Genomic DNA, 23,557 nt, shown 5'->3' with positions numbered 1-23,557 from the left:
GCTTCTAGCGATTGGATCAGACAGTCAGATGACAGCCCCCGAAATGAGCTGGCGCATCGCGGGTGGATGCGTGCCCGACGGTGACGCGATGGTGCCGCGCGACGTGGCGCTGGCAGACGGTGTCATCGTGGAGAGCGGCTCGGCCTCCGCGCAGGTGTTCGATGCCACCGGATGCTGGGTGCTGCCCGGGATCGTGGACATCCACGGCGACGGGTTCGAGCGGCAGATCATGCCACGGCCCGGCGTGCGCTTCCCGCTGGACATGGCCTTCGCCGACACCGACCGGCAGTTGGTGGCGAACGGGATCACAACGGCGTTTCACGGCGTCAGCGTCTCGTGGGAGCCGGGCCTGCGCGGCGTCGAGACGGCGGCGGAGGTGGTCGCGGCGCTGTCGCGTCTGCGCCCGCATCTCGCCTGCGACACCCGCCTCCACCTGCGGTGGGAGGTCTTCGCCCATGACGAGATGGAGACGGTGCTCGGGTGGTTGCGGGAGGCGGAGGGACCGATCCTCGCCTTCAACGACCACACCGCGGATGCGATGGAAGGCGGGCGGCTGGACCGCAAGCTGGAGCAATGGGCGGGTCGCGCCGGTGTGACGCCCGAGGCGTACCGTGCGCTTGCCAAGCGCGTCTGGGATCGCCGGGCCGAGATCGCCGGGGCGGTCGAACGGATGGCCTGTTCCGCCCGCGAGACCGGCGCCATCCTGCTCGCCCATGACGAGGACACGCCCGCGACGCGGCAGCGTTACCGCACGCTGGGGGCGGCCGCTTCCGAGTTTCCGCTGACGACCGAAACCGCCCGCGCGGCGCGGGAGGCCGGCGAGCACACGGTGCTCGGCGCGCCGAACGTGGTGCGCGGCGGCAGTCACAACGGCTCCCTCGACGCGACGGCGGCGGTGGCCGACGGGCTCTGCACGGTGCTCGCCTCGGACTACTACTACCCGGCACTGCTGAACGCGCCCTTCGTGCTGGCGGAGCGCGGCGTGCTGCCCTTCGCGCGGGCATGGGATCTGGTGTCACGCCATCCGGCGGAGCTTGCGCGCCTCGATGATCGGGGGAGCCTCGCGCCGGGCAAGCGCGCGGATGTGGTGGTGATCGATCCAGAGGGACCGGCCGAGCCGAAGGTCAGGGCGACCTTCGCCGCCGGCCGTCCGGTCCTTCTGGGGTAGCGGATGGACAGCCTGACCGTCATCGCCGACGAACCGCTTCCGGCCGGGGAGGACCGCTTCGTCTGGCTGCAGATCTACGACCGGCTGCGCCAGCGGATCGAGGCGGGTGTGCTGCCGCCCGGCACGCGTCTGCCGGGGGAGCACAACCTCGCCGGCGCCTTCGGCACCACGCGCTCCACCTTACGGCAGGCGCTCGCGCGGTTGCAGAGCGAGGGGATGCTCGTCGCGCGCAAAGGGGCGGGCGTCTATGTCCGCGACCGCCCCGCGACCTACACCATCGCCGCCGGGCGCCGCTTCAGCGAGGCGCTGGGTCCCTTCGCCGGGCGCATCACGACGCGCACTCTGCGCCTGGAGCGGCTGCCGCTGGAGCCCGAGGCGGCCGAGGCTTTGGGTCTTCCTGCAGGCGTGCCGGCAATCCGCCTCTGCCGCCTCAGGCTGCTCGATGGTCGAGCCACCTACATGACGGACAAGCGGTTCCACGCAGAGCGCTTCCCGAATTTCGAGGCGGCTTATGCGGCGCATCAGTCGGTCACCGACGTGTTCCATGCCCACGACATCCCTGCCTTCCACAACGTGAGCACCAGGATTACCGGCAGCTTCGCGACGGAGGAGGAGGCCGCGACGCTGGACCTCGCCGCCCACGCGCCGGTAATGCGCATGACGGCGGTGAACGCGGCCGGCGAGATCGACCCGATCGAATACAGCGCCGGCGTATGGCCACTCGGCGCCGTGGAGTTCCTGGCCGAGCCCTGACGACGCGCATCGTTGAAGCCACTTCGGCTATGACGCGCTCGAAGTTGAGCTTCTCGATGACCTCCGGAAAACCAAGATGCTAATCACGCGCTGGCGTGGCCGGCGTAGCGCAGTCCGTCCATATATATCCTACGAAGTTCGGTAACTGGCGCCGGAAACAGTTATCAGCGCTTCAACGCTGATCCAAGTTGTTTAGCCGACTGCTTTGCGGAAGCATATCATCGAGCTGCACCGAGCCGTTAAAAGTGCCGAGGATCTGGCACGTCAGCTCGAACCCTGCGTGGCGACGATCCATGGTTGGATCTGGGAGGGCGATCACAACGGCGATCAAGGAGCCGGTATCCTGAGCAGCGAAGAGCGAGGCGGGCTTCGGTGCCTTCGTCATGAGCACAAGCAGGTGCGATAGGAGAACAACATCCTCTCACAGGGTCGTTCATTAAAGGCGCAATTGGTCTGAGCCCAATGGGTGACGCCTGTTTCTCGCAGAGTGACAAGACCGGCCCGAACTCTTCGGGTTCCTACTATCGGACCTGTTGCCCAGCAGGCGATTGGGCAAAACCAAATTTGTAGAGAAAGGGCCGAGCTCTTGGCGCGCAGCACGGGTTTGCCCTGCAGTTATCCTGTCTAGCCCCCTGTGTCTGGGTCACTGATCGGGGCTTTCTCCAATAAGGTTTCTGGGACTGGTGGGCGCATGTTGAGCGCCTGATGCGGGCAGGTGTGGTTGTACTGTCTGAGCCAGTGGTTGATGACGATCTGGGCCTGCTTCGTTGTCGTGAACCACTCCGCATTGAGAACCTCTCGGCGTCATGTCCCATTGAACCGCTCGTTGTACCCGTTTGCCCGAGGCGATCCCGGATAGATGCGGATGGGCTTGATGCCAACGCGTCGGAGCCATTGCTGCAGTGCTTCGGCAGCGAACTCGGGTCCATTGTCCGATCGGATGTACTCTGGCGAACCATGCTTCAGGAGCAGCGGATAGAGCGCTTCCAAGATATCGTCGGCTCCCATCTTTCTCCGGACGCTCACCGCCAATGCCTGTCGCGTGAACTCATCCAGAACCGTCAGCATCTTGTAGCTGCAACCGTTGCTGAGTTTGTTGTGTACGAAGTCGCTCGCCATTGTGCTTGAACCAATGGCGCACCATGGCTCGCCCCAGACATGGTTCGGATGCATCGGCCTCAACCGGATGATCGAGCTGTCCTTGCGATAGAGCCGCTTGCGCTTCTTGTGGCGCTGCGGAAGCTGCAATCCTTCCTCACGCCACTCGACCATTGTCCTCGGACCAATGGCGGACAAGGTCTCGTCGCTCTACCTTCTTGTGATTGATCCCATTGCCCGGCAGGCGATTTGGCAAGGCCAAATCTGCCGAGAGGGGCCAGCCCCCGACATGAAGCAGCTCGTCGTCCATGGGTTGCTCGAACCAATGGCGCAACCAGGACGACCCTTGCGATAGCCATGTCGGCCGTACTGCTTTGCAAGCCGGATGATTGCCAACCGCAACGCATCGTCCTCTCTTTGTGTCGGTCGGTATTGCAGGGAGCTCCGCGCCAGACCAATCACCCGGCACGTCCACCGCTCGGACGTTGCGAGCTTCTGCCGCGTGTGAATGACGGCCTGACGGAGCTCCTCGGTGGTCAGGCCCTGGGCTTTAGGTGGTTCAGGCTTTCCTTCAGGATGAGCTTGTCCAGTGCGAGCTCCGCATTCGCCCATTGTCCTCGGACCAATGGCGGACAAAGGGCTCATTCTTCTTCAGCCGGGCGTTCTCTTTCTCCAAGCTCTTCAGTTCTGACAACTGCGAACGTCCCATCCCGCCAAACCGCTTCCGCCAGTTGTAGTATGTCGCATCACTGATCCCAACGCTGCGGCACGCCGAGGCTACGTCATCGCCTGCTGTCAGCTTCAGCTCGATCTCTCGCAGCAGCTTCAGTACGTCTTCGTCTGAATGTCGTTTCCTAGCCATCCAAACTCCCACCCTCCCGGCCAACGTAATGGCACAGTTCTAAGGGGGGACGGACAGCGGGAGAGACAGCATGGCCGATCTGATCCTGACGACCTTCGACTGGGTGCCCGAGAGCCCGCGTGGATATGTGCGGGACCTCCGCGTCAGGTGGGCGCTGGAGGAGGCGGGGCTGCCTTACCGCGTGGAGAGCGTGCCGTTTCAGGAGCGCAGTGCAGCGCACTTCGCGCATCAGCCCTTCGGGCAGGTGCCGTGGCTGACCGACGGCGAGGTCTCGATCTTCGAGAGCGGGGCGATCCTGCTGCATCTGGCGGAGCAGCGTGGAGCGCTGATGCCGAGCGATCCCGCCGGGCGGGCCGCAGTCACGCAATGGGTGTTCGCCGCGCTGAACTCGGTGGAGATGGCGAGCCTGCCGTGGACGATCTTCCTCTTCGCGGACGATCAGGAGCAGACGCCGGGGCGGGCGCATCTTGACCGGTTCCTTACGGCACGGCTGGGGCATGTGGAGGAGATGCTGTCCGGGCGTGAATGGCTCGCCGGGGACTTCTCGGTGGCCGACATCGCGATGGCGGACGTGCTGCGGCTGGTGCATCGCTTCGACGGGCTGGCGGAGCATTCGGCCTGCCGCGACTACGTGGAGAGGGCAACGGGGCGTCCTGCCTTCCGGAAAGCCCATGCCGATCAGATGGCCCACTTCGCGGCGGCGGATTGAGGCGCCCCAACTGACGCATCCAAAAGAAAAGGAGCCACGAGGGGTGCTCGTGGCTCCTTCCCGCAATAGTCAGACGTCTCAGTCCAGCCGGACCGAGTAGTTGGAGTAGGCGCCCGTGCCGTCATAGGCGACGACGTCATTCAGGACGTACCAGGCGCCGACCGTGATGACGGCCATCGCAGCGAAGGCTGTGAGCATGGTGGACATCGGATCCTCCTATTCCGCCGGGGTGGCCTGGGGCGGCGCGGCGCGGCCCTCGGCCTCCACCTCCTCGACCCAGAGGCTGTGGTGCTCGCGCGCCCAGTTCAGGTCGACCTCGCCGTCGCCCATGGCCTCGTAGGCGCCCTCCATCCCGACCGAGCCGATGTAGATATGGGCCACGATGATCGCCATCAGCACGAAGCTGACGATGACGTGCCAGATCTGGGCGTATTGCATCTCCTCCTGCGGGGCGAGTTCGGTGGGTACGGGAATGCCGACGGCGGCGAGCCAGCCGAAGGTCTTCTCGAACATCGCGAACTCGAAGGGGAAGAGGAGCGACAGGCCGGACAGGCTGATCGAGCCGCCGAGCAGGATCACCGACCAGAAGATCAGCTTCTGACCCGCGTTGAACTTCTTCGCCGGCGGATGGTGCCCACCGATGAAGCCGCCGCCCGCCTTGATCCACTGCCAGTCCACGCGGGAGGGGATGTTGTGCACGATCCAGATCACGAAGGTCAGGATCAGCGCCAGCATGAAGGCCCAGCTCACGTTGTTGTGGATGAACTTGCCCGCGATGGCGATGGGCGCGAAGGCCTCATGACCGATGAGCGGAATGACGAGGGTCCGGCCGAAGAGCTGCACCAGACCGGTGATCCCCAGCAGGATGAAGGAGCCCGCTAGCAGCCAGTGGGTGAAGCGCTCGATCGAGGTGAAGCGCAGGATGGTGACGCCCGAGCGCCCGGCGGAGATCCGGATGCGGCCCTTGATGAGGTAGAACACCGCCAGCAGCGCCAGCGTGCCCAAGAGCAGGATGCCGCCATAGGTGCTGACCGGCCCCTCGCGCCATTGCAGCCAGGACATGCCGCCGGTCTGGATCATGGTCTCCGCCGCCGGCCCGCGGGAGGAGGAGCGCACCGCCCCTTCGGTGCCGCCGCGCACCTCGCGGTAGACGTCGGAGATGTTGCCGGTCTCCACCGCGTTCAGATCGAAATCCTCGCGGCCGGGGCCTGCGTTGAACTGCTCCCCGCCCTCGGCCAGAGCGCGCTGACGCTCCAGGATGCTTTCGAGCTGCCCGGACTGGCCGGAGAGCCCCGTCGAGGTCTCGCCGCTCTCGCTGTTCTGCGCGGCAACAGGCACCGCCAGCGTCAGCGCCAGCAGTGTCGCGATCAGGGTCCTAAACATGGCACCCTCCCTTACTGGCTCGCGCCCGGCTTCTCGTAGGCCGTGCCCCAGCCCCAGGCGCCGGAGCCGAAGCCACGGGCCACGACCCGCTCGCGGTAGATCTCGGAGATGTCGTCGCCGTCGCCCGCGAGCAGTGCCTTGGTCGAGCACATCTCGGCGCAGATCGGCAGCTTGCCCTCCGCGATCCGGTTGCGGCCGTACTTGGCGAACTCGGCTTCGGAGCCGTTCTCCTCCGGCCCGCCGGCGCAATAGGTGCACTTGTCCATCTTGCCGCGGGAGCCGAAGTTGCCCGCCTGCGGGTACTGCGGCGCGCCGAAGGGGCATGCGTAGAAGCAGTAGCCGCAGCCGATGCACAGATCCTTGGAGTGCAGGACGATCCCGTCCTCGGTCTGGTAGAAGCAGTCCGTCGGGCAGACCGCCATGCAGGGCGCGTCCGCGCAGTGCATGCAGGCGACCGACATCGACCGCTCGCCGGGCTTGCCGTCGTTGAGCGTGATCACCTTGCGGCGATTGATGCCCCAGGGCACCTCGTGCTCGTTCTTGCAGGCGGTGACGCAGGCGTTGCACTCGATGCAGCGTTCGGCGTCGCAGAGGAATTTAGCGCGTGCCATGATCCGGTCTCCTTACGCTGCGGTGATCTTGCAGAGGGTGGCTTTCGTCTCCTGCATCTGGGTGACGCTGTCGTAGCCATAGGTCTGCGCGGTGTTGCAGCTCTCGCCGAGCACGTATGGATCGGCGCCTGTCGGGTATTTCGACCTGAGGTCCTCGCCCTGGAACCAGCCGCCGAAGTGGAACGGCATGAAGGCGACGCCGGGCGCCACACGCTCGGTGATGAGCGCCTTGACGCGGACGCGGCCGCCCTCCGGTCCCTCGACCCAGACCCAGTCGCCCTCGCCCACGCCGGTGTCGTTGGCGTCGCGCGGGTTCATCTCGACGAACATGTCCTGCTGGAGCTCGGCGAGCCAGGGGTTGGAGCGGGTCTCGTCCCCGCCGCCCTCGTACTCCACCAGACGGCCGGAGGTCAGCGTGATCGGGTAATCCGTGCTGAAGTCGGTCCGCTGGATCGAGGCATAGAGCGTCGGCAGGCGGTAGAACTGCCGGTCCTCGTATGTCGGGTAGTCTGCCACCAGGTCGCGCCGTGGAGTGTAGAGCGGCTCGCGGTGCAGCGGCACCGGATCGGGGAAGGTCCAGACCACGGTGCGGGCCTTCGCGTTGCCGAAGGGTGCGCATTCATGGGCGATCGCCACCCGCTGGATGCCGCCCGAAAGGTCGGTCTTCCAGTTGACGCCGCCGATATCGCCGCTGCCGGCGACACGCTCGATCGTCGCGCGCTCCTCGGCTGTCAGCTCACCGTCCCAGCCGAGATCCATGAGCATCTGCATGGTGAACTCGGGGTAGCCGTCGCGGATGTCGGAGTTCTTGGAGTAGACCCCCTCGGCCAGCAGGTTCTCCCCATCCCGCTCAACGCCGAAGCGGGCGCGGAAGGTGAGGCCGCCTTCGGAGACGGGATGCGACATGTCGTAGAGGTTGGGCGTGCCGGGGTGGCGCATCTCGGCCGTGCCCCAGCAGGGCCAGGGCATCCCATAGTAGTCGCCGTCCACCTCGCCGCCGACCGCGCGCAGCGTCGTGCGGTCGAAGCTCGCCTGATTGGCCATGTGGGCCTTGATCCGCTCCGGGCTCTGCCCCGTATAGCCGACCGTCCACATGCCGCGATTGAACTCGCGGGTGATGTCCTCGATATTCGGCTCGTCGGGGCCTTCCATCGAGATGTTGCGGAAGATGCGATCGGCGAAGCCGAACTTGGTCGCGAACTTCGCCATGATGATGTGGTCGGGCAGGCTCTCGAAGAGCGGCTCGACGACCCGGTCACGCCACTGGATCGAGCGGTTGGAGGCGGTGGCCGAGCCCCGCGTCTCGAACTGGGTGGAAGCGGGCAGCAGCCAGACGCCCTCCTCCCGCTCCTGCAGGACTGCGGTCACGGTCGGGAACGGGTCGATGACAACGAGCAGGTCGAGCTCGTCCATCGCGCGGCGCATGTCCGGCAGACGGGTCTGCGAGTTGGGGGCGTGGCCCCAGAAGACCATGGCCCGCACGTTCGCCGGCTGATCCATGTTCTCCGGATCCTCCAGCACGCCGTCGATCCAGCGGGAGACGGGGATGCCCGTGCTCTCCATCAGCTCCTGGGAGCCGAACTGGCTGGTGAGCCAGGCCTGATCCTCCTCCCAGACGCGGGACCAGTGGCTCCACGCGCCGGTCGAGAGGCCGTAGTAGCCCGGCAGCGTGTGGGAGAGGACGCCGAGGTCCGTCGCGCCCTGCACGTTGTCGTGGCCGCGGAAGATGTTGGTGCCGCCACCCGCGGCGCCCATGTTGCCGAGCGCGAGCTGCAGCACGCAGTAGGCGCGGGTATTGTTGTTGCCGTTGGTGTGCTGCGTGCCGCCCATGCACCAGATCACGGTCCCGGGCTTATGCTCGCTCATCAGGCGGGCGACGCGCTCGAGCTGCGGGCCGGGCACGCCGGTGACACGCTCCGTCTCCTCGGGCGTCCAGTTGGCGACCTCCTCGCGGATCTGGTCCATGCCCCAGACGCGGGTGCGGATGAACTCCTCGTCCTCCCACCCGTTCTCGAAGATGTGCCACAGGATGCCCCAGATCAGCGCCACGTCGGTGCCGGGGCGCAGGCGGACATACTCGTCGGCATGGGCCGCGGTGCGCGTGAAGCGCGGGTCGCAGACGATGAGCGGCGCGTTGTTCTCCTCCTTCGCCTTCAGCACGTGCAGCATCGAGACCGGGTGCGCCTCGGTCGGGTTGCCGCCGATGATGAAGATGAGCTGGGAGTTGTGGATGTCGTTGTAGGAGTTGGTCATGGCGCCGTAGCCCCATGTGTTCGCAACCCCCGCCACGGTGGTGGAGTGGCAGATGCGGGCCTGGTGATCCACGTTGTTCGTGCCCCAGTAGGCCGCGAACTTGCGGAAGAGGTAGGCTTGCTCGTTGTTGTGCTTGGCGGAGCCCAGCCAGTAGACGCTGTCGGGGCCGCTCTCCTCGCGGATCTCCAGCATCTTGTTGCCGACCGCCTCGATCGCCTCGTCCCAGGAGCGGCGCTGCCATTCGCCGTTCACGAGCTCCATCGGATACTTCAGGCGACGCTCGCCATGGGCGTGCTCGCGAACCGAGGCGCCCTTCGCGCAATGGGCGCCCATGTTGAAGGGGCTGTCCCAGCCGGGTTCCTGCCCGGTCCAGACGCCGTTCTGCACCTCCGCCTCGACCGTGCAGCCGACGGAGCAGTGGGTGCAGACGGTGCGCACCTGCGTGATGTCACCGATCTGGAAGGTCTCACCGGCCGCCTCGGCCTTCTGGACCCGGCCGCCGACGGCGCCGATGGCGGCCAGTCCGCCGATCGCGAGACCCGATCCCCTCAGGAAGCTTCGCCGGTCGACGCCCTTGCGCGGGGCCTCTGCGGTCACGGTGGCGCGCGTGGTGCGTCCTGTCTTCTTCCTCAGCATCGTTGGTCTCCCTGGCGTCGGGTCATGGCAGGACCCGGTCTTGCTCGGTCACGGGACCCTTGGCGGCCCCGCGAAATGTCGTCAGAAGCGCGCGGAGGCGAGGTAGGCCTCGACATGCGCGGTCTTGACCATGCGCACGGACGTGTCGTCCGGCGTCGTGGTCTCCTCGGCCACGGCGGCGGTGCCGGTGGCGGTCGCCGCGGCGGCGACGGGGGCGGTGGCGGCGAGCTTCAGGAAGCTGCGGCGTCCGGTCTCTGGCGTGTCGCTCATCGTCTCTCTCCTTCGCATCAGGCTGCGGGCGCGCCCATCAGGCGGAAGCCCTCGGCCTCGATCTCCATGAATACGCGGCCGATCGTGCCCACAAGGGCGTAGAGGACGGAGCTCTGCGCCCCTTCCAGATCGGCGAAGAAATGCGGGGCCCAGCGCGCGATATGCGTGTCGAAGAAGTGCCGCTGCACCTCCAGCGCCTGCCCTTCGGCAGCAAAGCGGCCGCGGATCAGGCCCGCCATGATCTCCATCAAGCTCGCGATGTTGTCCTCGGGCTCGAAGACGTTCGGCGTCCGCGCGACGGCGAGCCGGGCCATGTCGCCGCGCAGCTCGGCCAATGGCTTCTCGTTGAGAAAGCCGGTGAGGTAGAAACTCGCATAGGGCAACAGCTCGCCACGGCCGAGGCCGATGAAGAGGGCGGTGTATTCGCGCTCCGCCTCGGCCGGGGTCATGCACTGCGCGACTCGGGCCAGAGCGGCGACCGCGTCGCCCAGCGCCCCTGCTCCACCCCCAAGTGCGGCCGCGCGCTCCAGCAAGGCGCGGTCCGGCGCATGGGACAGCAATGCACCCAGGAAATCGTAGAGATCCGCGCGCAGCAGATCCTCGTCGGCAACGTGGGACAAATGCCCCTCCCTTGGTCGTCCGCCGGCTTTCGCGGCGGTCTGTCACGACAGCGTTGGTTTCAAGATGCCACGATGCCGCAATCGGAGCCTGACATACCGATGGGCGCCCACTCAAGGAAAACCGGGCACTTACGACTTAAGTCGGAGGGTCTGGGAGTGGCGTCGGCCTAGCTGCACTGCAGCATGGTAAGCGCCCGGTCGAACCGCCGGGCAGCGAGGTCGCCGCCGTCGATCCAGACGCTCAGATGGCCCCAATCCCCCCACTGAAACCGGGTTCGTCATCGGAACCGACCTGGAGCAACAGGATCCAGTCGCCGCGTGCGGCCTCGTCGGTCAGCGCCTCGCGCTGCTTAGCGAGATCACTGCCCATCTCGCCCTCGATCAGCACGGGATGGCCGCCCACACGGTGGAGGGGCGCGAACCCGCGCGGGTCGATGCGCACGAGCTCGGCCGTGTGCCAGTCCGCATAGGGATCTGGCGGGCGGGGCCATCCATCGACCTCGTCGGGCGGCGGCGGGAAGACGGCCGGCACGCCCGAGGCGGCACACGGCGTGAACGGTGGCTCCGGCTCATCGAAGGGACCGGGGATGACCGGCGCGTCACAGCGGGTGAGCTCCGCTCCGGGCGGCGTCCAGATAAGGACACTTCCGACCGTGTCCGCGGCACAGCACCCCAGGGCTGCGCCACCGCGTCGTAGAAGTAGCTGAGCATCCCCTCAGTGGGCAGTTCCGGTGGTCGAGCGGGAAGCGTGGCAAGGTCGATCTGCGCGATGAAGCACAGCGGGCTGGGGACTGGCAGACCTCGTCCGACGCGGCGCCACCGATACCGACCCTCTCCATGTCGTAGCCGGGCCGCACGGGCCAGCTCACGTCCGCCGGCAGATCCGGCGCGCCGCCAACACGGGTGGCGCCAAGCGCCATGGCGTCAGGCGCGCCGCGCTTCAGCGTGAACGCCGTGCCGGTTCTGAACGCGGACAGGCGCTCGACGATCATGTCCTGCGGAAGGCCTGCGGCCTTCATCGCGCGGCGGGCGGCCGTCAGTGAGGCGAACGTCAGTTCTCGAAGCGGAAGGTCATGCGGGAAGGCGGTGGTGCCGGCTCCGCTTCGGCGGTGGCGTCCTCAACCGGCTCCGGTGCGGCGGGTGCCGCCTGTTCGATCGTGGGCGGATCCTCTCCGGGATCGGCTTCGGTCTGGGATGCAGGCTCGGCCGTCTCGGCAGGCTTCGGCTCCTCCTCCGCCAGCTTGGCGAAGATGCCCCTGCCGATCTGGTAGGCGGTGGCGATCGTGTCAGGCACGGTCGCGGCATCGGTGAAGTCGCCGCCATAGTCCACCAGCCCGTCCACGTTGGCGAGTGTCGGGTTGAGGCGCCACAGGCGGCGCAGGGCGCGGCGGCGCAGGCGCTCGGGCACGGCCTCCTTGAGGAAGGCGGTCACGTCGTCGCCGGGCGCGAGCGTGTCGGGGTCGGGCAGGCCCAGCTCCTCCAGCAGCTCCTCATCGGTCTTCTCCGCGGCCTCGGCCTCACGGGTCTGCTCCGCCTCGGCGGCGCTTTCGGCCGCCTCCTGCGCGGCGACGGCGGCCTTGCGGCGGGACCAGCGGCTGGCGAAATCGTCGCTCATCGCTTCCGCCCCGCCGGGCTGCGGTAGACATCGGCGGCCTGCCGGATGCGCGGGTCGCCGCGGCCATCCTCGACGAGCTCGGTATCCACTTCGTCCCGGCGCCGCTTGCGGAATCGCTCCTCGACATGGTGGCGGTCGACGAAATCGGCGAGCCAGGCGGTCAGCGCGGGCGGCATCTCCAGCCGCTCCACGATCTCGTCACCGGCGTCGAGGTGGTCCTGTGCGAGGAACGGCGAGGCGGTCACGAGGTGCAGGACCGGCCGCTCCGCCCCCGGCCGCAGCACGACGAACGCGGACGGTGGCCGGGCGCTGAGCGCTTCGAGATAGGCGCCCGTCTCCTTGCGATGGACGGTGAGGGGCAACGTGCCGGCGTGGAAGTCCACCACCTCGCCCTCGCGCCGCAGCTCCTTCCACTCCGCCGGTCCGGCGCCGGGGAGAAGGGCGACGGGCCGCCACGACCACTTCGCCCAGCGCGTCGCACCGGGGCGACGGCGGACGACGACGCCGACGGGCAGGCTTTCTTCCGCAGGATGGTCGGACACGCGCTTTCCGTTCCTTTACAGTACTGCTGACCCGTATAAGAGTATGTCGCGACGTCCGCCGCAAGATGCGGGCGCGAAAGGGAGCTCATGAGCCAGCCGATCATCCTGTGTCCCTGTGTCGGCATGTCCGCCGCGCTGGCAGATGCCTTGCGGAAAACGCTGGAGCGCGAGGTCGTCGTGATGCCCCAGCGGGTGTGTGACGGAACCGCGCCGGAGGGGCTGGTGCTCTGCGCCGATGGCGTCGAAGCCTTTGCCGAGGCCGGGCGCACGGCGCTCGAGATCCGCACCCTCGCGCTGTGGTCGGACGAGGCCGAGCACGCCTTGCCGAAGATCGCCGCCCTGATCGCGGCGGCGGAACGGCCGATGGCCGGGCCCGGCGTGATCGATGTGACCTCCGAGGGGGTCTGCATGGTGCTGGGCCGGGACGAGACCGCGCTGGAGGCCGCGGCACAGCTCGGCGCGCATCTGCCGGTAACGTGCCTGGTGCCGGAGGGCGTGGCCCCGGCGCTTCCGCCTGCGGAGTACGACCTGATCCAGGGACGGTTGCGGCAGGCGAGCGGCGGCCTCGGCCGGTTCGACGTGACCATCGACGGGTTTCGCGCGGTGGATGCCGCAGCGCGCGGCACGCTCGCGTTCTCGCAGGCGCGGGACGGCGCGCGCAGCTCCTGCGACGTGATCGTGGATCTGCGCGGCGACGGCCCGCTCTTTCCCGCCGATCACAAGCGCGACGGCTATCTGCGGGCCGATCCGCGCGACCCAATCGCGGTGGCGCGGCTGGTGGCCGAGGCGCTGCAACTGGTCGGCACCTTCGAGAAGCCGCTGCATGTGCGGCTCGACACCGCGCTCTGCGCCCATTCGCGGGCGTCGCAGAGCGGATGCACGCGCTGCCTGGACCTGTGCCCAACCGGGGCGCTGACGCCGGATGGCGAGCATGTCACGATCGATCCGCTGATCTGCGCGGGCTGCGGGGCGTGCTCGGCGGCGTGCCCGTCCGGCGCGATCTCCTATGACGATCCGGCGCCGCAGGGCGTCTTTGCCCAGATCACGGCGCTGGCCGAGGGTTGGCGAAAAGCGTCCACGGACGCACCGCGCCTGCTAATCCACGATCGGGAGCACGGCCTGGAGATGATTGCGCTCTCGGCCCGCTACGGTCGTGGACTGTCCGCCGATTCGGTACCGCTCGAGGTCGGCGCGCTCGGCAGTTTCGGCCATGCGGAGATGGCGGTGGCCTGCTCCGCGGGCTTTGCTGCTGTGGACATCCTGATGACGCCGCACACGGACCGCGCGGCGCTGGAGGATCAGGCGGAGCTCGCCCGCGCGCTCGGCGCCGAGGTTCGCCTGCTCGACGTCGCCGACCCCGATGCGTTCGAGGCCGCGCTCCGCGACGGCCCGGCCCCCACGCCGCCCGCGCCGGTGCTCGCCCTCGGCGCCCGGCGGGACGCGACGCGCCTCGCGGCCCGAGCGCTGATCGGCGAGGTGGTACAGCCCCTGCCCGCCGGTGCGCCCTACGGCACGGTCGAGGTCAACACCGATGCCTGCACGCTCTGCCTTGCCTGCGTCTCGCTCTGCCCGTCCGGGGCACTCGGCGACAATCCGGACCGGCCCGAGCTGCGGTTCCAGGAGGATGCCTGCCTGCAATGCGGCATCTGCACCTCCACCTGCCCGGAGAACGCCATCGCGCTGACCCCGCGGATGGACACGACGCCCGCCGCCCTCGACTGGCGGATCCTGAATGCAGAGGAGCCGGCGGAGTGTACCGAGTGCGGCAAGCTCTTCGGCGTGAAGTCCACCATCGACCGGATCGCGGAGCAGCTCGAAGGCCACTCGATGTTCGCGAATTCCGACCGCGTGCGCCTGATCCGCATGTGCGACACCTGCCGGGTGAAGGCGCAGTACCACGCCGAGGGCAGCCCCTTCGCCGCAGGGGAGCGTCCGCGCCCCCGCACCGCCGACGACTACGCCCCGCCCCCCAAACTGCACTGAGAGGGTCCCATGACCGACGACAGCTTCAACATGTCCATGCGCAAGTTCCTCAAGCAGGTGGGCGTGACCTCCCAGCAGGCGATCGAGGAGGCGGTGCGCGACGCGCGGGAGGCGGGCTCCCTGCCCGCAGGGCCGCTCAAGCTGCGCATGGTGCTGACAGCCGAGGGCGTGGATTTGAACCACGAGGTGACCGGCGAGATCGCCACGGATGGCGGGGCGGGCTGAGCCGGTGCTGCACGCCGCCCCTGCCCCAGACCTGTCGCTGCCGCCACTGATGCGCGCGCGGCTGGCCGCCGATCCCTTTGCGGAGGCGTGCCGGGCGGCGGGTGAGGGCGTAGAGGCCGGGCTCATCCTGCACGCGCCCGGACCCGATCTGGAGGCAGCACTGGTGCTTGCGCCGGAGACGCCGCTGATCGAGGCGGCAGGCGCCGTGCTGGTCGCCGGGGTCGCGTTTGCCGATGCGCTGGGGGCGGTGGCGCCACCGGAGGTCGCAGTCCATCTCGACTGGCCCTACGGGTTGCGGGTGAACGGCGCCCCGGTCGGCACGCTGCGGGCCGCGGTCCATGGCGAAGGGGTGCCGGACTGGCTGGTGATCGGCCTGTCCGTGCGGATCGCCCAACGCCCGGGCGATGTCGGGCACGCGGATGAGACCACGCTCCACGACGAGGGCTGCGGCGAGGTCAGCGCCCCGGCGCTGCTCGAAAGCTGGGCGCGCAACATGCTGTGGTGGCTGCACCGGTTCGAGGGTGACGGCCTCGCGCCCATCCACGCCGCCTGGCTTGCCAAGGGGCCCGAAAAGGGTGCGGCGGTCGAGGACGGCACCTTCGTCGGTCTCGACGAGCATGGCGGCTTGCTGGTGGATACCGGCAGCGGCGTCGCCGGCCGCCCGCTGACCGACCGACTGGAGCGCCTATGACCAAGCTCGCCCGGACCATCCGCCTCGACGTGTCGGACACGCAGGTCTTCACGCAGCCCGCGCCCACGGGTGTGTGGGCGATCCCCGGTGGTTTCGCCTTCTCCGACTGGAGCGAGGACGATCTGACCGGCAAGGCGCGGCAGGACTTCGCCAATGGCTGGCTCGACCTCGACACGTTCGGGCGCGCGACCTTCGTGGCCGTGGCCGAAGCGTCGGAGGCCGAGATCGCCGCCCTGCGCGACCGCCTCGCCGACCATTTCGTGGAGCGGTATGGCGCCCCCGACCGGCTCGCGGCCCTGCCGACGGCCGCCGAGGAAATCGCGTTCATGATCGAGCTCTGCGCCGATCACACGCCCAACACCCTGCTCGCCGTCTCACGCGAGTTGACGGGGGCCGGCGTGCGCGAGAGCTTCCGCGCCATTGCGCCGACGGACGCGCATCTCGACCAGGTAGCGGTCCACGCGAGCCCGGACTGAGCGCATGCAGGACTTCACCGCCGCCTTCGCCGAAGCCTTCGACCTCATCGCGCGGGGCGATGCGGCTCTGATCGAGGTGCTAATCCTGTCGCTGCAGGTGAGCGGCGGCGCGGTGGCGATCGCCTGCCTCATCGGCTTCCCGCTGGGTGCGGCGCTGGGTGCCGGGCGCTTCGCCGGGCGGGGGCCGTTGCTGGTGCTGGTGAACGCGCTGATGGGCCTGCCGCCGGTGGTGGTGGGGCTGACGCTCTACCTGCTCCTGAGCCGCGCCGGACCGCTGGGGCCGCTGGGCCTGCTCTACACCCCGACGGCGATGGTGATCGCGCAGACGATCCTGGTGACGCCAATCGTGGCGGCGCTGACGGCGCAGGTGGTGGGCAACCTGCATGCGGAATACCGCGACCTCTTCGCGACGATGGGCATGGGGCCGATGGCGCAGGCGCGCACGTTGCTCTGGGATGGACGCTTCGCGCTGATGACGGCCGCACTTGCGGGTACGGGCCGGGCGCTGGCCGAGGTGGGCGCGGTCATCATCGTCGGTGGAAACATCAACCACGTGACCCGGGTGATGACGACGACCATCGCGCTGGAGACCTCGCGCGGGGAGCTCGCGCTAGCACTCGGGCTCGGCATCATCCTCCTGATCCTCTCGATCTCGATCAACGCGGCCGTCATGGGGCTCGGCAGCGTCGCACGGCAGGTGGCTCATGGCTGAGCGCGTCATCCCCCTGCGCCCCGACGGGCGGCCGCGGCCCGGTCCACGGCCCCCGGTCCGTCTGGAGGAGGTCAGCCTCAGCCGACGCGGGCGCGTGATCCTCGACGGGGTCAGCGCCTCGCTCGGCCTGTCGGATGTGACCGCGATCCTGGGGCCGAACGGGGCGGGCAAGACGCAGCTTCTGCGGATCATCGCGGGCCTCGATGCGCCGCGCTCGGGCCGGGTGGAGTTCGCCTGGCCGCCAACGCCCGACAAGCACCGGGTGGGGCTCGTGCTGCAACGGCCGGTGCTGCTGCGCCGCTCGGTCCGCGCCAATCTCGACCACGCGCTGCGGCAATACGGGATCTCCCGCAAGGATCGCCCCGGGCGGATCGCGGAGCTCTTGCGTTTCGGCGAGTTGTCGGGGCTCGCCGCAACGCCCGCCCGCGCGCTGTCGGGTGGGGAGCAGCAGCGGCTGGCGCTCGTGCGGGCGCTGGGGGCGGCGCCGGACCTCCTGCTGCTCGACGAGCCGTCGGCGCATCTCGATCCGCGCTCGACGGCCGCGATCGAGACGCTGATCCGCCGCGCGGCGGACGAGGGCGTGCGGATCGTCCTCGTGACGCATGACCGGAGCCAGGCGCGCCGCCTCGCCTCGGACGTGCTGTTCCTCCATGCGGGCCGCGTGGCCGAGCAGACGCCCGCGCGCCGCTTCTTCGACCGACCGGCCTCGCGCGAGGCCAAGGCCTATCTCGACGGAGACCTCCTGCTATGAGCCTGCGCGCCCTGCTGCTCGCCCTCACCGCCCTGCCCGCCTCGGCGGAGGTCATCACGGTGCAGTCCACGACCTCGACGCAGAACTCCGGGCTTTATGAGGCGATCCTGCCGCAATTCGAGGCCGCGACGGGGATCGAGGTGCGCGTGGTCGCGGTCGGCACCGGCCAGGCGATCCGCAACGCGCAGAACTGCGACGGCGACGTGCTGCTGGTCCACGCGACGGCAGCCGAGGAGGCGTTCGTGGAGGCGGGCTTCGGCTCCGTCCGCCACGACCTGATGTATAACGATTTCATCATCGTGGGGCCGCAGGACGATCCGTTGGAGCTCGCCGGAGCCGCGGACGTGGCCGAGGCGCTCAGCCGGATCGCCGAGGCCCGCGCGACCTTCGTGTCCCGCGGCGACGATTCCGGCACGCACCGGCGCGAGCAGGCGTTGTGGGAGGGTGCGGGTATCGACGCCTCCTCCGCCTCAGGCACCTGGTATCGCGAGACGGGGTCGGGCATGGGCGCGACGCTCAACATCGCGGTGGGGATGGAGGGCTATACGCTGACGGACCGCGCGACCTGGCTCGCCTTCGGCAATCGCGGCGATCTGGACCTTTTGTTCGAGGGGGACGACGCGCTCTTCAACCAGTACGGCATCATCCCGGTCTCGCCCGAGCATTGCCCCAGCGTGGCGGCGGAGCCTGCCCTGCGCTTCGTCGATTGGATGCTGTCGGAGGACGGGCAGGATGCCATCGCGGCCTACGACCGCGAGGGCACCCAGCTCTTCTTCCCGAACGCGGCGCGCTAGGCGCCCGTCACTCCTTGGCGACGATCACGCCGGCGAGAAACTCGTCGCCGCCCTCGTCGTTCAGACGGAACGCGCCCGCCGTCTCGCTGCCGTCCGGGCCGTAGAAGCGGCCGGAGATGGTGCTGTTGGTGGGCGTGGCGTTGAAGATGTCCGGGTTCAAGACGGTGAAGTCGCCGTCCCACTCGTTGCCGGAGATCGTGCCGTTCGTGATCTGGAGCACGTCGGTGATCGCCCGGTTGGGACCCGCGCCGCTCACATTGGTCAGCACGATGTTGGAGATACCGGACAGCGAGCCGATCGTACCGTTCGTGAAGTCGAAGGTGATCGAGACGTCGCCGGTCGCGTCGCTGACCTCCAGCGCGGTGGTGGTGTCGTCGACCCGCACGTAGCGGCCGCTCATTTCGCCGGTGAAGACCACGCTCGTGCCGGTGAGCGCCGATGTCGGCGCCAGCGAGCCCGCGTGGAAGCCGCCGAAGAAGGTGTTCTGATCGCCCGTCGCCGTGGGCGACTCGTAGACGCCCGCAATCACAGACTGATAGTCGCCAGGATCCGTGCCGATGTCGTCGAGATTGAGCGACTGGAGATTGACCGTCCGGCTGCCACCGACCGTCGTGCCGACAAAAACACCGTTCTGGAGCTGCACGTTGGCGGATGTATTTTCGTTGAACACGATGCGGATAAGGCCGGTCTCGATATCGTCGGTCGCGATAATGCCGTCGATCTTCAGATCCGAGCTGTTCACCGCGACATCCGCCTCGCCACCAACCGTTGAGCTGTCGTCCTCCCGGTAACGGATCGACTTGCCGATACCGCCCGAGTTGCGGGACGTGACGAACTCACCATCGCTGAGCTGTGCGAGGGTCAGACCCTCCGCAGGCGCGGGACCGAATTGCGGCGACGACGAGCTGCTACCGCCACCACCGCCGCCGCCGCAGGCCGCCAGAGCGCAGAGAAGAAAAGCTGCTGAAGCGTTCTTGATGAAGCCGGACATTGCATCCCCCATAGTTGCGCCGGATCATTTCCGAGGGCTTGGCCCTGAACAAGGCAAAAGGGCTGTAAATCAAGAAGCATCTCAGACTATTGCCGTTTTGCCGCAACGCACAACCAGAGGGTGTCTCGCCTTGAAATCGGGCGGCGCCGCTCCACCCTTTCGTTACATCCCGAACAAGCGAAAAGACTTCATGATTCAGAACCAAGCGCCTGTGGAGCCGTCCGACATGCTCGCCTATGACCGTGTGGCCGTTATTGGCGGCGGGGCATGGGGCACGGCACTCGCGGCCGTCGCGCGGCGGGCCGGTCGCGATGTCTCGCTGCTCGCCCGGCGGGAGGATATCGTGGCGGAGCTGCGGGACGAGGCGCGCAACTCCGCCTACCTGCCCGACATCGCCTTGCCCGAGGGCATCGGCGCGACCACCGATCCGGAGGAGGCGCTGGCCGACGCGCAGGTCGTCCTGATCGTCACGCCCTCGCGCAGCATCCGCGCCATGAGCGAGCTTGCCGCCGCCCATGCCCCCGCCGACGCGCCGTTCTTCATCTGCGCGAAGGGGATCGAGGCGGGCACGGGCCTTTTGATGACCGGGATCGCGGCCGATGCCGCCCCGGGCCGCGTGCTCGGCGCCGTCTCAGGCCCCACATTCGCGGTAGAGACCGCGGCGGAGCATCCGACCGCCGTCACCATCGCCTGCACCTCGGCGGCCGACGGAGCGACGGCGATGCCCGACATCGCGGCGGCCCGGCTGGCAGCGACGCTGACCACCGACAGCTTCCGCCCCTACGTCTCCGACGACCTGATCGGGGTGGAGATCGGCGGCGCGGTAAAGAACGTGATCGCCATCGCCTGCGGCATCCTCGCCGGCGCCGGGTTCGGGGAGAACGTGCGCGCAGCACTCATCACCCGGGGCCTTGCCGAGATCAAGGAACTGGCCGTCGTGCTCGGCGGACGGAGGGAAACCGTGACCGGGCTCAGCGGCATCGGTGATCTGATGCTCACCTGCTCGTCCACCAAGTCGCGCAACTTCTCCTATGGCGCGCAGCGCGGTCAGGGCATCGCGGAGGATCAGGTCTTCGGCGGCAAGCCTGTCGTGGTGGAGGGGCGGGAGAACGCCACGACCGTCACCGACCTTGCCCGCCGCCACAACCTCCATATGCCGATCTGCGAGATGGTCCGCTCCATCGTGGCGGACGGCCAGCCCATCGGCGAGGCGTTCGCCGCCTACTGGGCCGCGCCCATCGAGGCGGAGCCGCGCGCGCTCGACATCTCCATCGCTCACCCGGCCGAAACCGAGGCCCAGATCAGATTTGAGGAGCTTCTTCCATGACCCCTGCGGGGCAAAAGACCTTCACCCTCGCCACCGATCTCGACGGCACGTTCCTCGGCGGGACCGAGGACGACCGGCGCACGCTCTACGACTGGATCGAGGCGCGGCGCGACAGCGTGGGTCTGGTCTTCGTCTCGGGCCGCGATCCGATGTTCATCGAGAGCCTGTGCAGCGACGGCTTCGTGCCCTGGCCGGACTACGTGATCGGCGACGTGGGCACCACGGTGGCCGAGGTGCGGGAGCGCAAGATCCACGTGATCGAGCCGCTGGAGGAGCAGATCGCCGAGCTCTGGGGCGGCCGGGGCGACGCGGTGCGCGCGACGCTCGACGGGGCCGCGGGGCTGACGCTTCAGCCGACGCCGTTCCGCTACCGCGTCAGCTACGACTACGATCCGCACGCCTATGACGGGGTGGCGGAGGGGCGCGTGCGCGAGATGGGCCTCGACGTCCTGATCTCGGACAACCGGTTCTTCGACGTGCTGCCGCCGGGGGTGAGCAAGGGGCCGACGCTGCTGCGCTTCCTCGACCATTTCGGCATCGCACATGGACGAACGCTGGTCGCGGGCGACACGCTCAACGATCTGTCCATGTTCCAGACGGGCCTGCAGGGTGCCGTCGTCGGCGGTTCGGAGCAGCCGCTGCTCGACGCCACGCGCGACATCCAGACCGCGCGCCACTGCGCGGCGATCGGCGCGGCCGGTATCATCGAGGCGATCGCCGCCTTCGACCTCCACCCCGAAGTGCATGAGGTGGCGGCATGAGCTCCGATCTCGTCATCGTCTATCACCGCCAGCCCTATGAGGAGGTCGAGGTCGACGGCAAGATCGAGCTGCGCGAGAACTCCTCGCCCAACGGGATCGTGCCGACGCTGAAGAGCTTCTTCGGCCGCGTGTCGAAGGCCTCCTGGGTCGCGTGGAAATATGCCGAGGACCCGGCCAATCCCGAGTTCGAGCGGGTGATCGAGATCGATGACAGCTACGGGAAGTACAACGTCTCCCGCCTGCCGCTGACGCCGGAGCAGGTGACGAGCTTCTACCATGTCAGCTCGAAGGAAGCGTTCTGGCCGATCCTCCACGGCTTCAAGGAGCGCTACAACTACGACCCCGTGGACTGGCCGATGTTCCGGCAGGTGAACTGGGCGTTTGCGGAGGCCGCGGCGGCCGAGGCCAGCGACGATGCCGTCGTCTGGGTCCACGACTACAACCTGTGGCTGGTGCCGGCCTATCTGCGGCAGTTGAAACCGTCGGTAAAGATCGCGTTCTTCCACCACACGCCCTTCCCGAACCCCGACCTTTTCAACGTGCTGCCTTGGCGAGAGGAGATCGTGCGCTCGCTGCTGGAGGCCGACGCGGTCGGCTTCCACATCCCGCGCTACTCCAACAATTTCAAGGCGGTGGCGCGTTCGCTCACCTCGTCGCGCACCATCGACGAGGCCCCGACGATCGAGGAAATGAGCCCTCGCGGCATGGCCCTGTCCGAGCGCAACACCATCAAGGCGCTGCGCCACCACGAGCACGACATCATCGTCGATACCTCCCCGGTGGGCGTCGACACCGACTACATCGAAAGCTGCATGGCCGAGCCCGAGGTGCAGGCCAAGGTCGAGGAGATCCGCGCCGATCTCGGCGAGCAGCAGCTCATCGTCTCCGTCTCCCGCACCGATTACACCAAGGGCAACGTGCAGCAGCTCGAGGCGTTCGAGCGGCTGCTGGCCAAACGCCCCGACCTGCACGGCAAGGTCCGCCTGATGCATGTCTCCGTCGGTGCGAACCGGAACATGACCGCCTATGAGGAGATCCAGCAGCGGATCGAGGAGCTGACGGGCCGGATCAACGGCACGTACGGCTCCTTCGAATGGCAGCCGGTGGCGCTGATCTCGACTGCGATCCCGTTCAAGGAGTTGCTTGCGTACTACCGTGCGGCCGACGTCGCCTGGATCACACCGCTGGCCGATGGCCTGAACCTGGTAGCGAGCGAGTTCTGTATGACCCGCGCGGATCTCGGCGGTGTGCTGGTGCTCTCCGAGTTCGCGGGCGTCGCGGTGTTGCTCGACGGGGCGGTGCCGGTGAACCCGTTCAGCCATGCCAGCATGGACAGTGGTATCGAACAGGCGCTCGCTATGGATGCCGAGGAGATGCGCGGCCGGATGGAGCGCTTGCGCGCCCGCGTCCGTGCCTTCGACATCAACGGCTGGGTCGGCTCGCAGACCGCCCTCTTCGACCGGCTGCGCCGAGTCGACCACGCGGCCGACGACGCAGCATGATCCGATGGGTTGTGGCGGCCTGGCTGCTGGCGGTACCAGCGGCGGGCCACGAATTCTGGATCGAGCCCACGGCGGCGCGCTTCGAACCGGGTGAGGCGATCACCGCACGCCTGCGCGTCGGGCAGGAGCTGTCGGGCAACAACCTGCCCTACCTGCCCTCGACCTTCGAACGCTTCGAGGTGATCGGCCCGAACGGGGTCGAGACGGTGGAGGGCCGCCTCGGCGACATCCCGGCGCTTTATCACGAGGTGAACGGCGCCGGGCTCTACATCGTCGTGCACGAAGCGTCGGCCCAGACGATCACCTACAACGATCCCGCCCGCTTCGCCCGTTTCGCGGAGTACGAGGGCCTCGACGACCTGCTCGAGGCCCACGCGGCCCGCGGCCTTCCCCCCTCGGGTTTTCAGGAAGAATACGTCCGCCACGCCAAGGCCCTGCTTCCTGTCGGCGACGGCATCGTGAGCTCGGACCGCCGCGTCGGCCTGCGCACCGAGATCGTCGCCAGCGGCCAGCCATGGACCGTCGAGCCGACCACGCTCACCCTTTTCGACCAAGGCTCCCCCCTGGCTGATGCCCGCATCAACCTCTTCCACCGCGACCCGTCCGGGATAGTCACCCTCCACCCCTTGACGACAAACGCAAACGGCAAAGCAGACATCCCCCTCAACACTCCCGGCCTCTACCTCGCAAACGCCGTCATCATGGAGAGTCTGCCCGTTGCCCCGGACGACGGACCCGTCTGGCGCTCCCACTGGGCCTCCGTGACATGGCTCTCTCCGCCCAAGTAACCCGCTGAGGAGAGCCAGCCCCGTACGTGAACGCCC

General features: G+C 68.1%; 29 protein-coding genes. 14 read left to right on the top strand and 15 right to left on the bottom strand.

Annotation, left to right across the window (positions count from 1 at the left end):
• Window positions 1–28: 28 nt before the first annotated feature.
• Together I0K15_RS15630 and phnF are read left to right on the top strand one after the other, a co-directional pair.
• Window positions 29–1,168 (top strand): alpha-D-ribose 1-methylphosphonate 5-triphosphate diphosphatase, encoded by a 1,140-nt coding sequence (locus I0K15_RS15630; protein WP_196102422.1) that lies wholly within the window; start codon window positions 29–31, stop codon window positions 1,166–1,168.
• Window positions 1,169–1,171: 3 nt separating this feature from the next.
• Window positions 1,172–1,921 carry a phosphonate metabolism transcriptional regulator PhnF gene (phnF, locus tag I0K15_RS15625; protein ID WP_196102421.1) on the top strand — a complete coding sequence of 250 codons (750 nt, stop codon included), beginning with the start codon at window positions 1,172–1,174 and terminating at the stop codon, window positions 1,919–1,921.
• A gap of 172 nt (window positions 1,922–2,093) precedes the next feature.
• Here phnF and I0K15_RS15620 read toward each other — a convergent pair whose 3' ends face one another.
• The 4 genes from I0K15_RS15620 to I0K15_RS21295 all read right to left on the bottom strand — a co-directional run bounded on the left by I0K15_RS15620 (window position 2,094) and on the right by I0K15_RS21295 (window position 3,881).
• Window positions 2,094–2,306 (bottom strand): hypothetical protein, encoded by a 213-nt coding sequence (locus I0K15_RS15620; RefSeq protein ID WP_196102420.1) that lies wholly within the window; start codon window positions 2,304–2,306, stop codon window positions 2,094–2,096.
• 239 nt (window positions 2,307–2,545) lie between these two features.
• Window positions 2,546–2,668, bottom strand: a complete 123-nt coding sequence (locus I0K15_RS21300) for an integrase core domain-containing protein (RefSeq protein ID WP_422394019.1) — start codon at window positions 2,666–2,668, stop codon at window positions 2,546–2,548.
• 57 nt (window positions 2,669–2,725) lie between these two features.
• Window positions 2,726–3,193 carry a DDE-type integrase/transposase/recombinase gene (locus I0K15_RS15610; RefSeq protein WP_196102419.1) on the bottom strand — a complete coding sequence of 156 codons (468 nt, stop codon included), beginning with the start codon at window positions 3,191–3,193 and terminating at the stop codon, window positions 2,726–2,728.
• Between the two features lie 397 nt (window positions 3,194–3,590).
• On the bottom strand, window positions 3,591–3,881 hold the full coding sequence (locus I0K15_RS21295; RefSeq protein ID WP_196102418.1) for a transposase: 291 nt from the start codon (window positions 3,879–3,881) through the stop codon (window positions 3,591–3,593).
• A gap of 70 nt (window positions 3,882–3,951) precedes the next feature.
• Between I0K15_RS21295 and I0K15_RS15600 the strand changes: the two genes are divergently transcribed.
• Complete coding sequence (locus I0K15_RS15600; RefSeq protein ID WP_196102417.1) at window positions 3,952–4,590, top strand: glutathione S-transferase family protein; 639 nt, start codon at window positions 3,952–3,954, stop codon at window positions 4,588–4,590.
• 78 nt (window positions 4,591–4,668) lie between these two features.
• Here the strand turns inward: I0K15_RS15600 and I0K15_RS21190 are convergent, their stop codons facing one another.
• The 10 genes from I0K15_RS21190 to I0K15_RS15555 all read right to left on the bottom strand — a co-directional run bounded on the left by I0K15_RS21190 (window position 4,669) and on the right by I0K15_RS15555 (window position 12,520).
• Entirely contained in the window at window positions 4,669–4,797 is a 129-nt protein-coding gene (locus I0K15_RS21190; protein WP_277882902.1) for a hypothetical protein, read from the bottom strand.
• Between the two features lie 9 nt (window positions 4,798–4,806).
• Complete coding sequence (locus tag I0K15_RS15595; protein ID WP_196102416.1) at window positions 4,807–5,973, bottom strand: formate dehydrogenase subunit gamma; 1,167 nt, start codon at window positions 5,971–5,973, stop codon at window positions 4,807–4,809.
• A gap of 11 nt (window positions 5,974–5,984) precedes the next feature.
• Window positions 5,985–6,584: a formate dehydrogenase FDH3 subunit beta gene (fdh3B, locus tag I0K15_RS15590; protein ID WP_196102415.1), complete on the bottom strand. Its 600-nt coding sequence runs from the start codon at window positions 6,582–6,584 to the stop codon at window positions 5,985–5,987.
• Window positions 6,585–6,596: 12 nt separating this feature from the next.
• Window positions 6,597–9,473: a formate dehydrogenase subunit alpha gene (locus I0K15_RS15585; RefSeq protein ID WP_196102414.1), complete on the bottom strand. Its 2,877-nt coding sequence runs from the start codon at window positions 9,471–9,473 to the stop codon at window positions 6,597–6,599.
• Window positions 9,474–9,554: 81 nt separating this feature from the next.
• Entirely contained in the window at window positions 9,555–9,743 is a 189-nt protein-coding gene (locus I0K15_RS15580; RefSeq protein WP_196102413.1) for a twin-arginine translocation pathway signal protein, read from the bottom strand.
• Between the two features lie 17 nt (window positions 9,744–9,760).
• Window positions 9,761–10,363, bottom strand: coding sequence for a TorD/DmsD family molecular chaperone (locus I0K15_RS15575; protein ID WP_196102412.1), 603 nt, complete (start codon window positions 10,361–10,363; stop codon window positions 9,761–9,763).
• 167 nt (window positions 10,364–10,530) lie between these two features.
• Window positions 10,531–10,596 (bottom strand): hypothetical protein, encoded by a 66-nt coding sequence (locus I0K15_RS21290; protein ID WP_422394018.1) that lies wholly within the window; start codon window positions 10,594–10,596, stop codon window positions 10,531–10,533.
• Window positions 10,597–10,604: 8 nt separating this feature from the next.
• Window positions 10,605–10,895 carry a DUF1963 domain-containing protein gene (locus I0K15_RS21105; RefSeq protein ID WP_230374151.1) on the bottom strand — a complete coding sequence of 97 codons (291 nt, stop codon included), beginning with the start codon at window positions 10,893–10,895 and terminating at the stop codon, window positions 10,605–10,607.
• Between the two features lie 519 nt (window positions 10,896–11,414).
• On the bottom strand, window positions 11,415–11,978 hold the full coding sequence (locus I0K15_RS15560; RefSeq protein ID WP_196102411.1) for a DUF3306 domain-containing protein: 564 nt from the start codon (window positions 11,976–11,978) through the stop codon (window positions 11,415–11,417).
• On the bottom strand, window positions 11,975–12,520 hold the full coding sequence (locus I0K15_RS15555) for a DUF3305 domain-containing protein (RefSeq protein WP_230374150.1): 546 nt from the start codon (window positions 12,518–12,520) through the stop codon (window positions 11,975–11,977). Before I0K15_RS15555 ends, I0K15_RS15560 begins: the two co-directional genes overlap by 4 nt.
• An 87-nt stretch (window positions 12,521–12,607) precedes the next feature.
• Between I0K15_RS15555 and I0K15_RS15550 the strand changes: the two genes are divergently transcribed.
• The 7 genes from I0K15_RS15550 to I0K15_RS15520 are packed head-to-tail and all read left to right on the top strand — an operon-like array spanning window position 12,608 to window position 18,152.
• The gene (locus I0K15_RS15550) at window positions 12,608–14,503 is read left to right on the top strand and encodes a 4Fe-4S binding protein (protein WP_196102410.1); all 1,896 of its coding nucleotides are present in this window, start codon (window positions 12,608–12,610) and stop codon (window positions 14,501–14,503) included.
• A 9-nt stretch (window positions 14,504–14,512) separates the two neighbouring features.
• Window positions 14,513–14,728, top strand: a complete 216-nt coding sequence (locus I0K15_RS15545) for a DUF6494 family protein (RefSeq protein ID WP_196102409.1) — start codon at window positions 14,513–14,515, stop codon at window positions 14,726–14,728.
• The gene (locus I0K15_RS15540; protein WP_230374149.1) at window positions 14,712–15,419 is read left to right on the top strand and encodes a biotin/lipoate--protein ligase family protein; all 708 of its coding nucleotides are present in this window, start codon (window positions 14,712–14,714) and stop codon (window positions 15,417–15,419) included. The genes I0K15_RS15545 and I0K15_RS15540 overlap by 17 nt, the downstream gene beginning before the upstream one ends.
• A complete protein-coding gene (locus I0K15_RS15535) occupies window positions 15,416–15,895 on the top strand; it encodes a DUF6505 family protein (protein ID WP_196102408.1) in 480 nt (159 codons plus the stop codon). The genes I0K15_RS15540 and I0K15_RS15535 overlap by 4 nt, the downstream gene beginning before the upstream one ends.
• Window positions 15,896–15,899: 4 nt before the next feature.
• Window positions 15,900–16,607 carry an ABC transporter permease gene (locus tag I0K15_RS15530; protein WP_196102407.1) on the top strand — a complete coding sequence of 236 codons (708 nt, stop codon included), beginning with the start codon at window positions 15,900–15,902 and terminating at the stop codon, window positions 16,605–16,607.
• Window positions 16,600–17,358 carry an ATP-binding cassette domain-containing protein gene (locus I0K15_RS15525; protein ID WP_196102406.1) on the top strand — a complete coding sequence of 253 codons (759 nt, stop codon included), beginning with the start codon at window positions 16,600–16,602 and terminating at the stop codon, window positions 17,356–17,358. Before I0K15_RS15530 ends, I0K15_RS15525 begins: the two co-directional genes overlap by 8 nt.
• Complete coding sequence (locus I0K15_RS15520; RefSeq protein WP_196102405.1) at window positions 17,355–18,152, top strand: ABC transporter substrate-binding protein; 798 nt, start codon at window positions 17,355–17,357, stop codon at window positions 18,150–18,152. The genes I0K15_RS15525 and I0K15_RS15520 overlap by 4 nt, the downstream gene beginning before the upstream one ends.
• A 7-nt stretch (window positions 18,153–18,159) precedes the next feature.
• On the opposite strand, the gene I0K15_RS15515 is transcribed toward I0K15_RS15520, so the two are convergent.
• Window positions 18,160–19,143, bottom strand: coding sequence for a transferrin-binding protein-like solute binding protein (locus I0K15_RS15515; protein WP_196102404.1), 984 nt, complete (start codon window positions 19,141–19,143; stop codon window positions 18,160–18,162).
• Between the two features lie 190 nt (window positions 19,144–19,333).
• Here I0K15_RS15515 and I0K15_RS15510 point away from each other — a divergent pair, with 190 nt between their 5' ends.
• The 4 genes from I0K15_RS15510 to I0K15_RS15495 are packed head-to-tail and all read left to right on the top strand — an operon-like array spanning window position 19,334 to window position 23,521.
• Complete coding sequence (locus tag I0K15_RS15510; protein WP_230374148.1) at window positions 19,334–20,470, top strand: NAD(P)H-dependent glycerol-3-phosphate dehydrogenase; 1,137 nt, start codon at window positions 19,334–19,336, stop codon at window positions 20,468–20,470.
• Window positions 20,467–21,231, top strand: a complete 765-nt coding sequence (locus I0K15_RS15505; RefSeq protein WP_196102403.1) for an HAD-IIB family hydrolase — start codon at window positions 20,467–20,469, stop codon at window positions 21,229–21,231. Before I0K15_RS15510 ends, I0K15_RS15505 begins: the two co-directional genes overlap by 4 nt.
• Window positions 21,228–22,733: a glucosylglycerol-phosphate synthase gene (ggpS, locus tag I0K15_RS15500; protein ID WP_196102402.1), complete on the top strand. Its 1,506-nt coding sequence runs from the start codon at window positions 21,228–21,230 to the stop codon at window positions 22,731–22,733. The genes I0K15_RS15505 and ggpS overlap by 4 nt, the downstream gene beginning before the upstream one ends.
• On the top strand, window positions 22,730–23,521 hold the full coding sequence (locus I0K15_RS15495; protein WP_196102401.1) for a DUF4198 domain-containing protein: 792 nt from the start codon (window positions 22,730–22,732) through the stop codon (window positions 23,519–23,521). Before ggpS ends, I0K15_RS15495 begins: the two co-directional genes overlap by 4 nt.
• Window positions 23,522–23,557: the final 36 nt, after the last annotated feature.

The organism is Pontivivens ytuae, from assembly GCF_015679265.1.
In the GTDB taxonomy this organism is placed as follows: domain Bacteria; phylum Pseudomonadota; class Alphaproteobacteria; order Rhodobacterales; family Rhodobacteraceae; genus Pontivivens; species Pontivivens ytuae.
The sequence above is the reverse complement of the archived record's forward strand: the minus strand, read 5'-3'. Positions and strand labels throughout refer to the sequence as shown.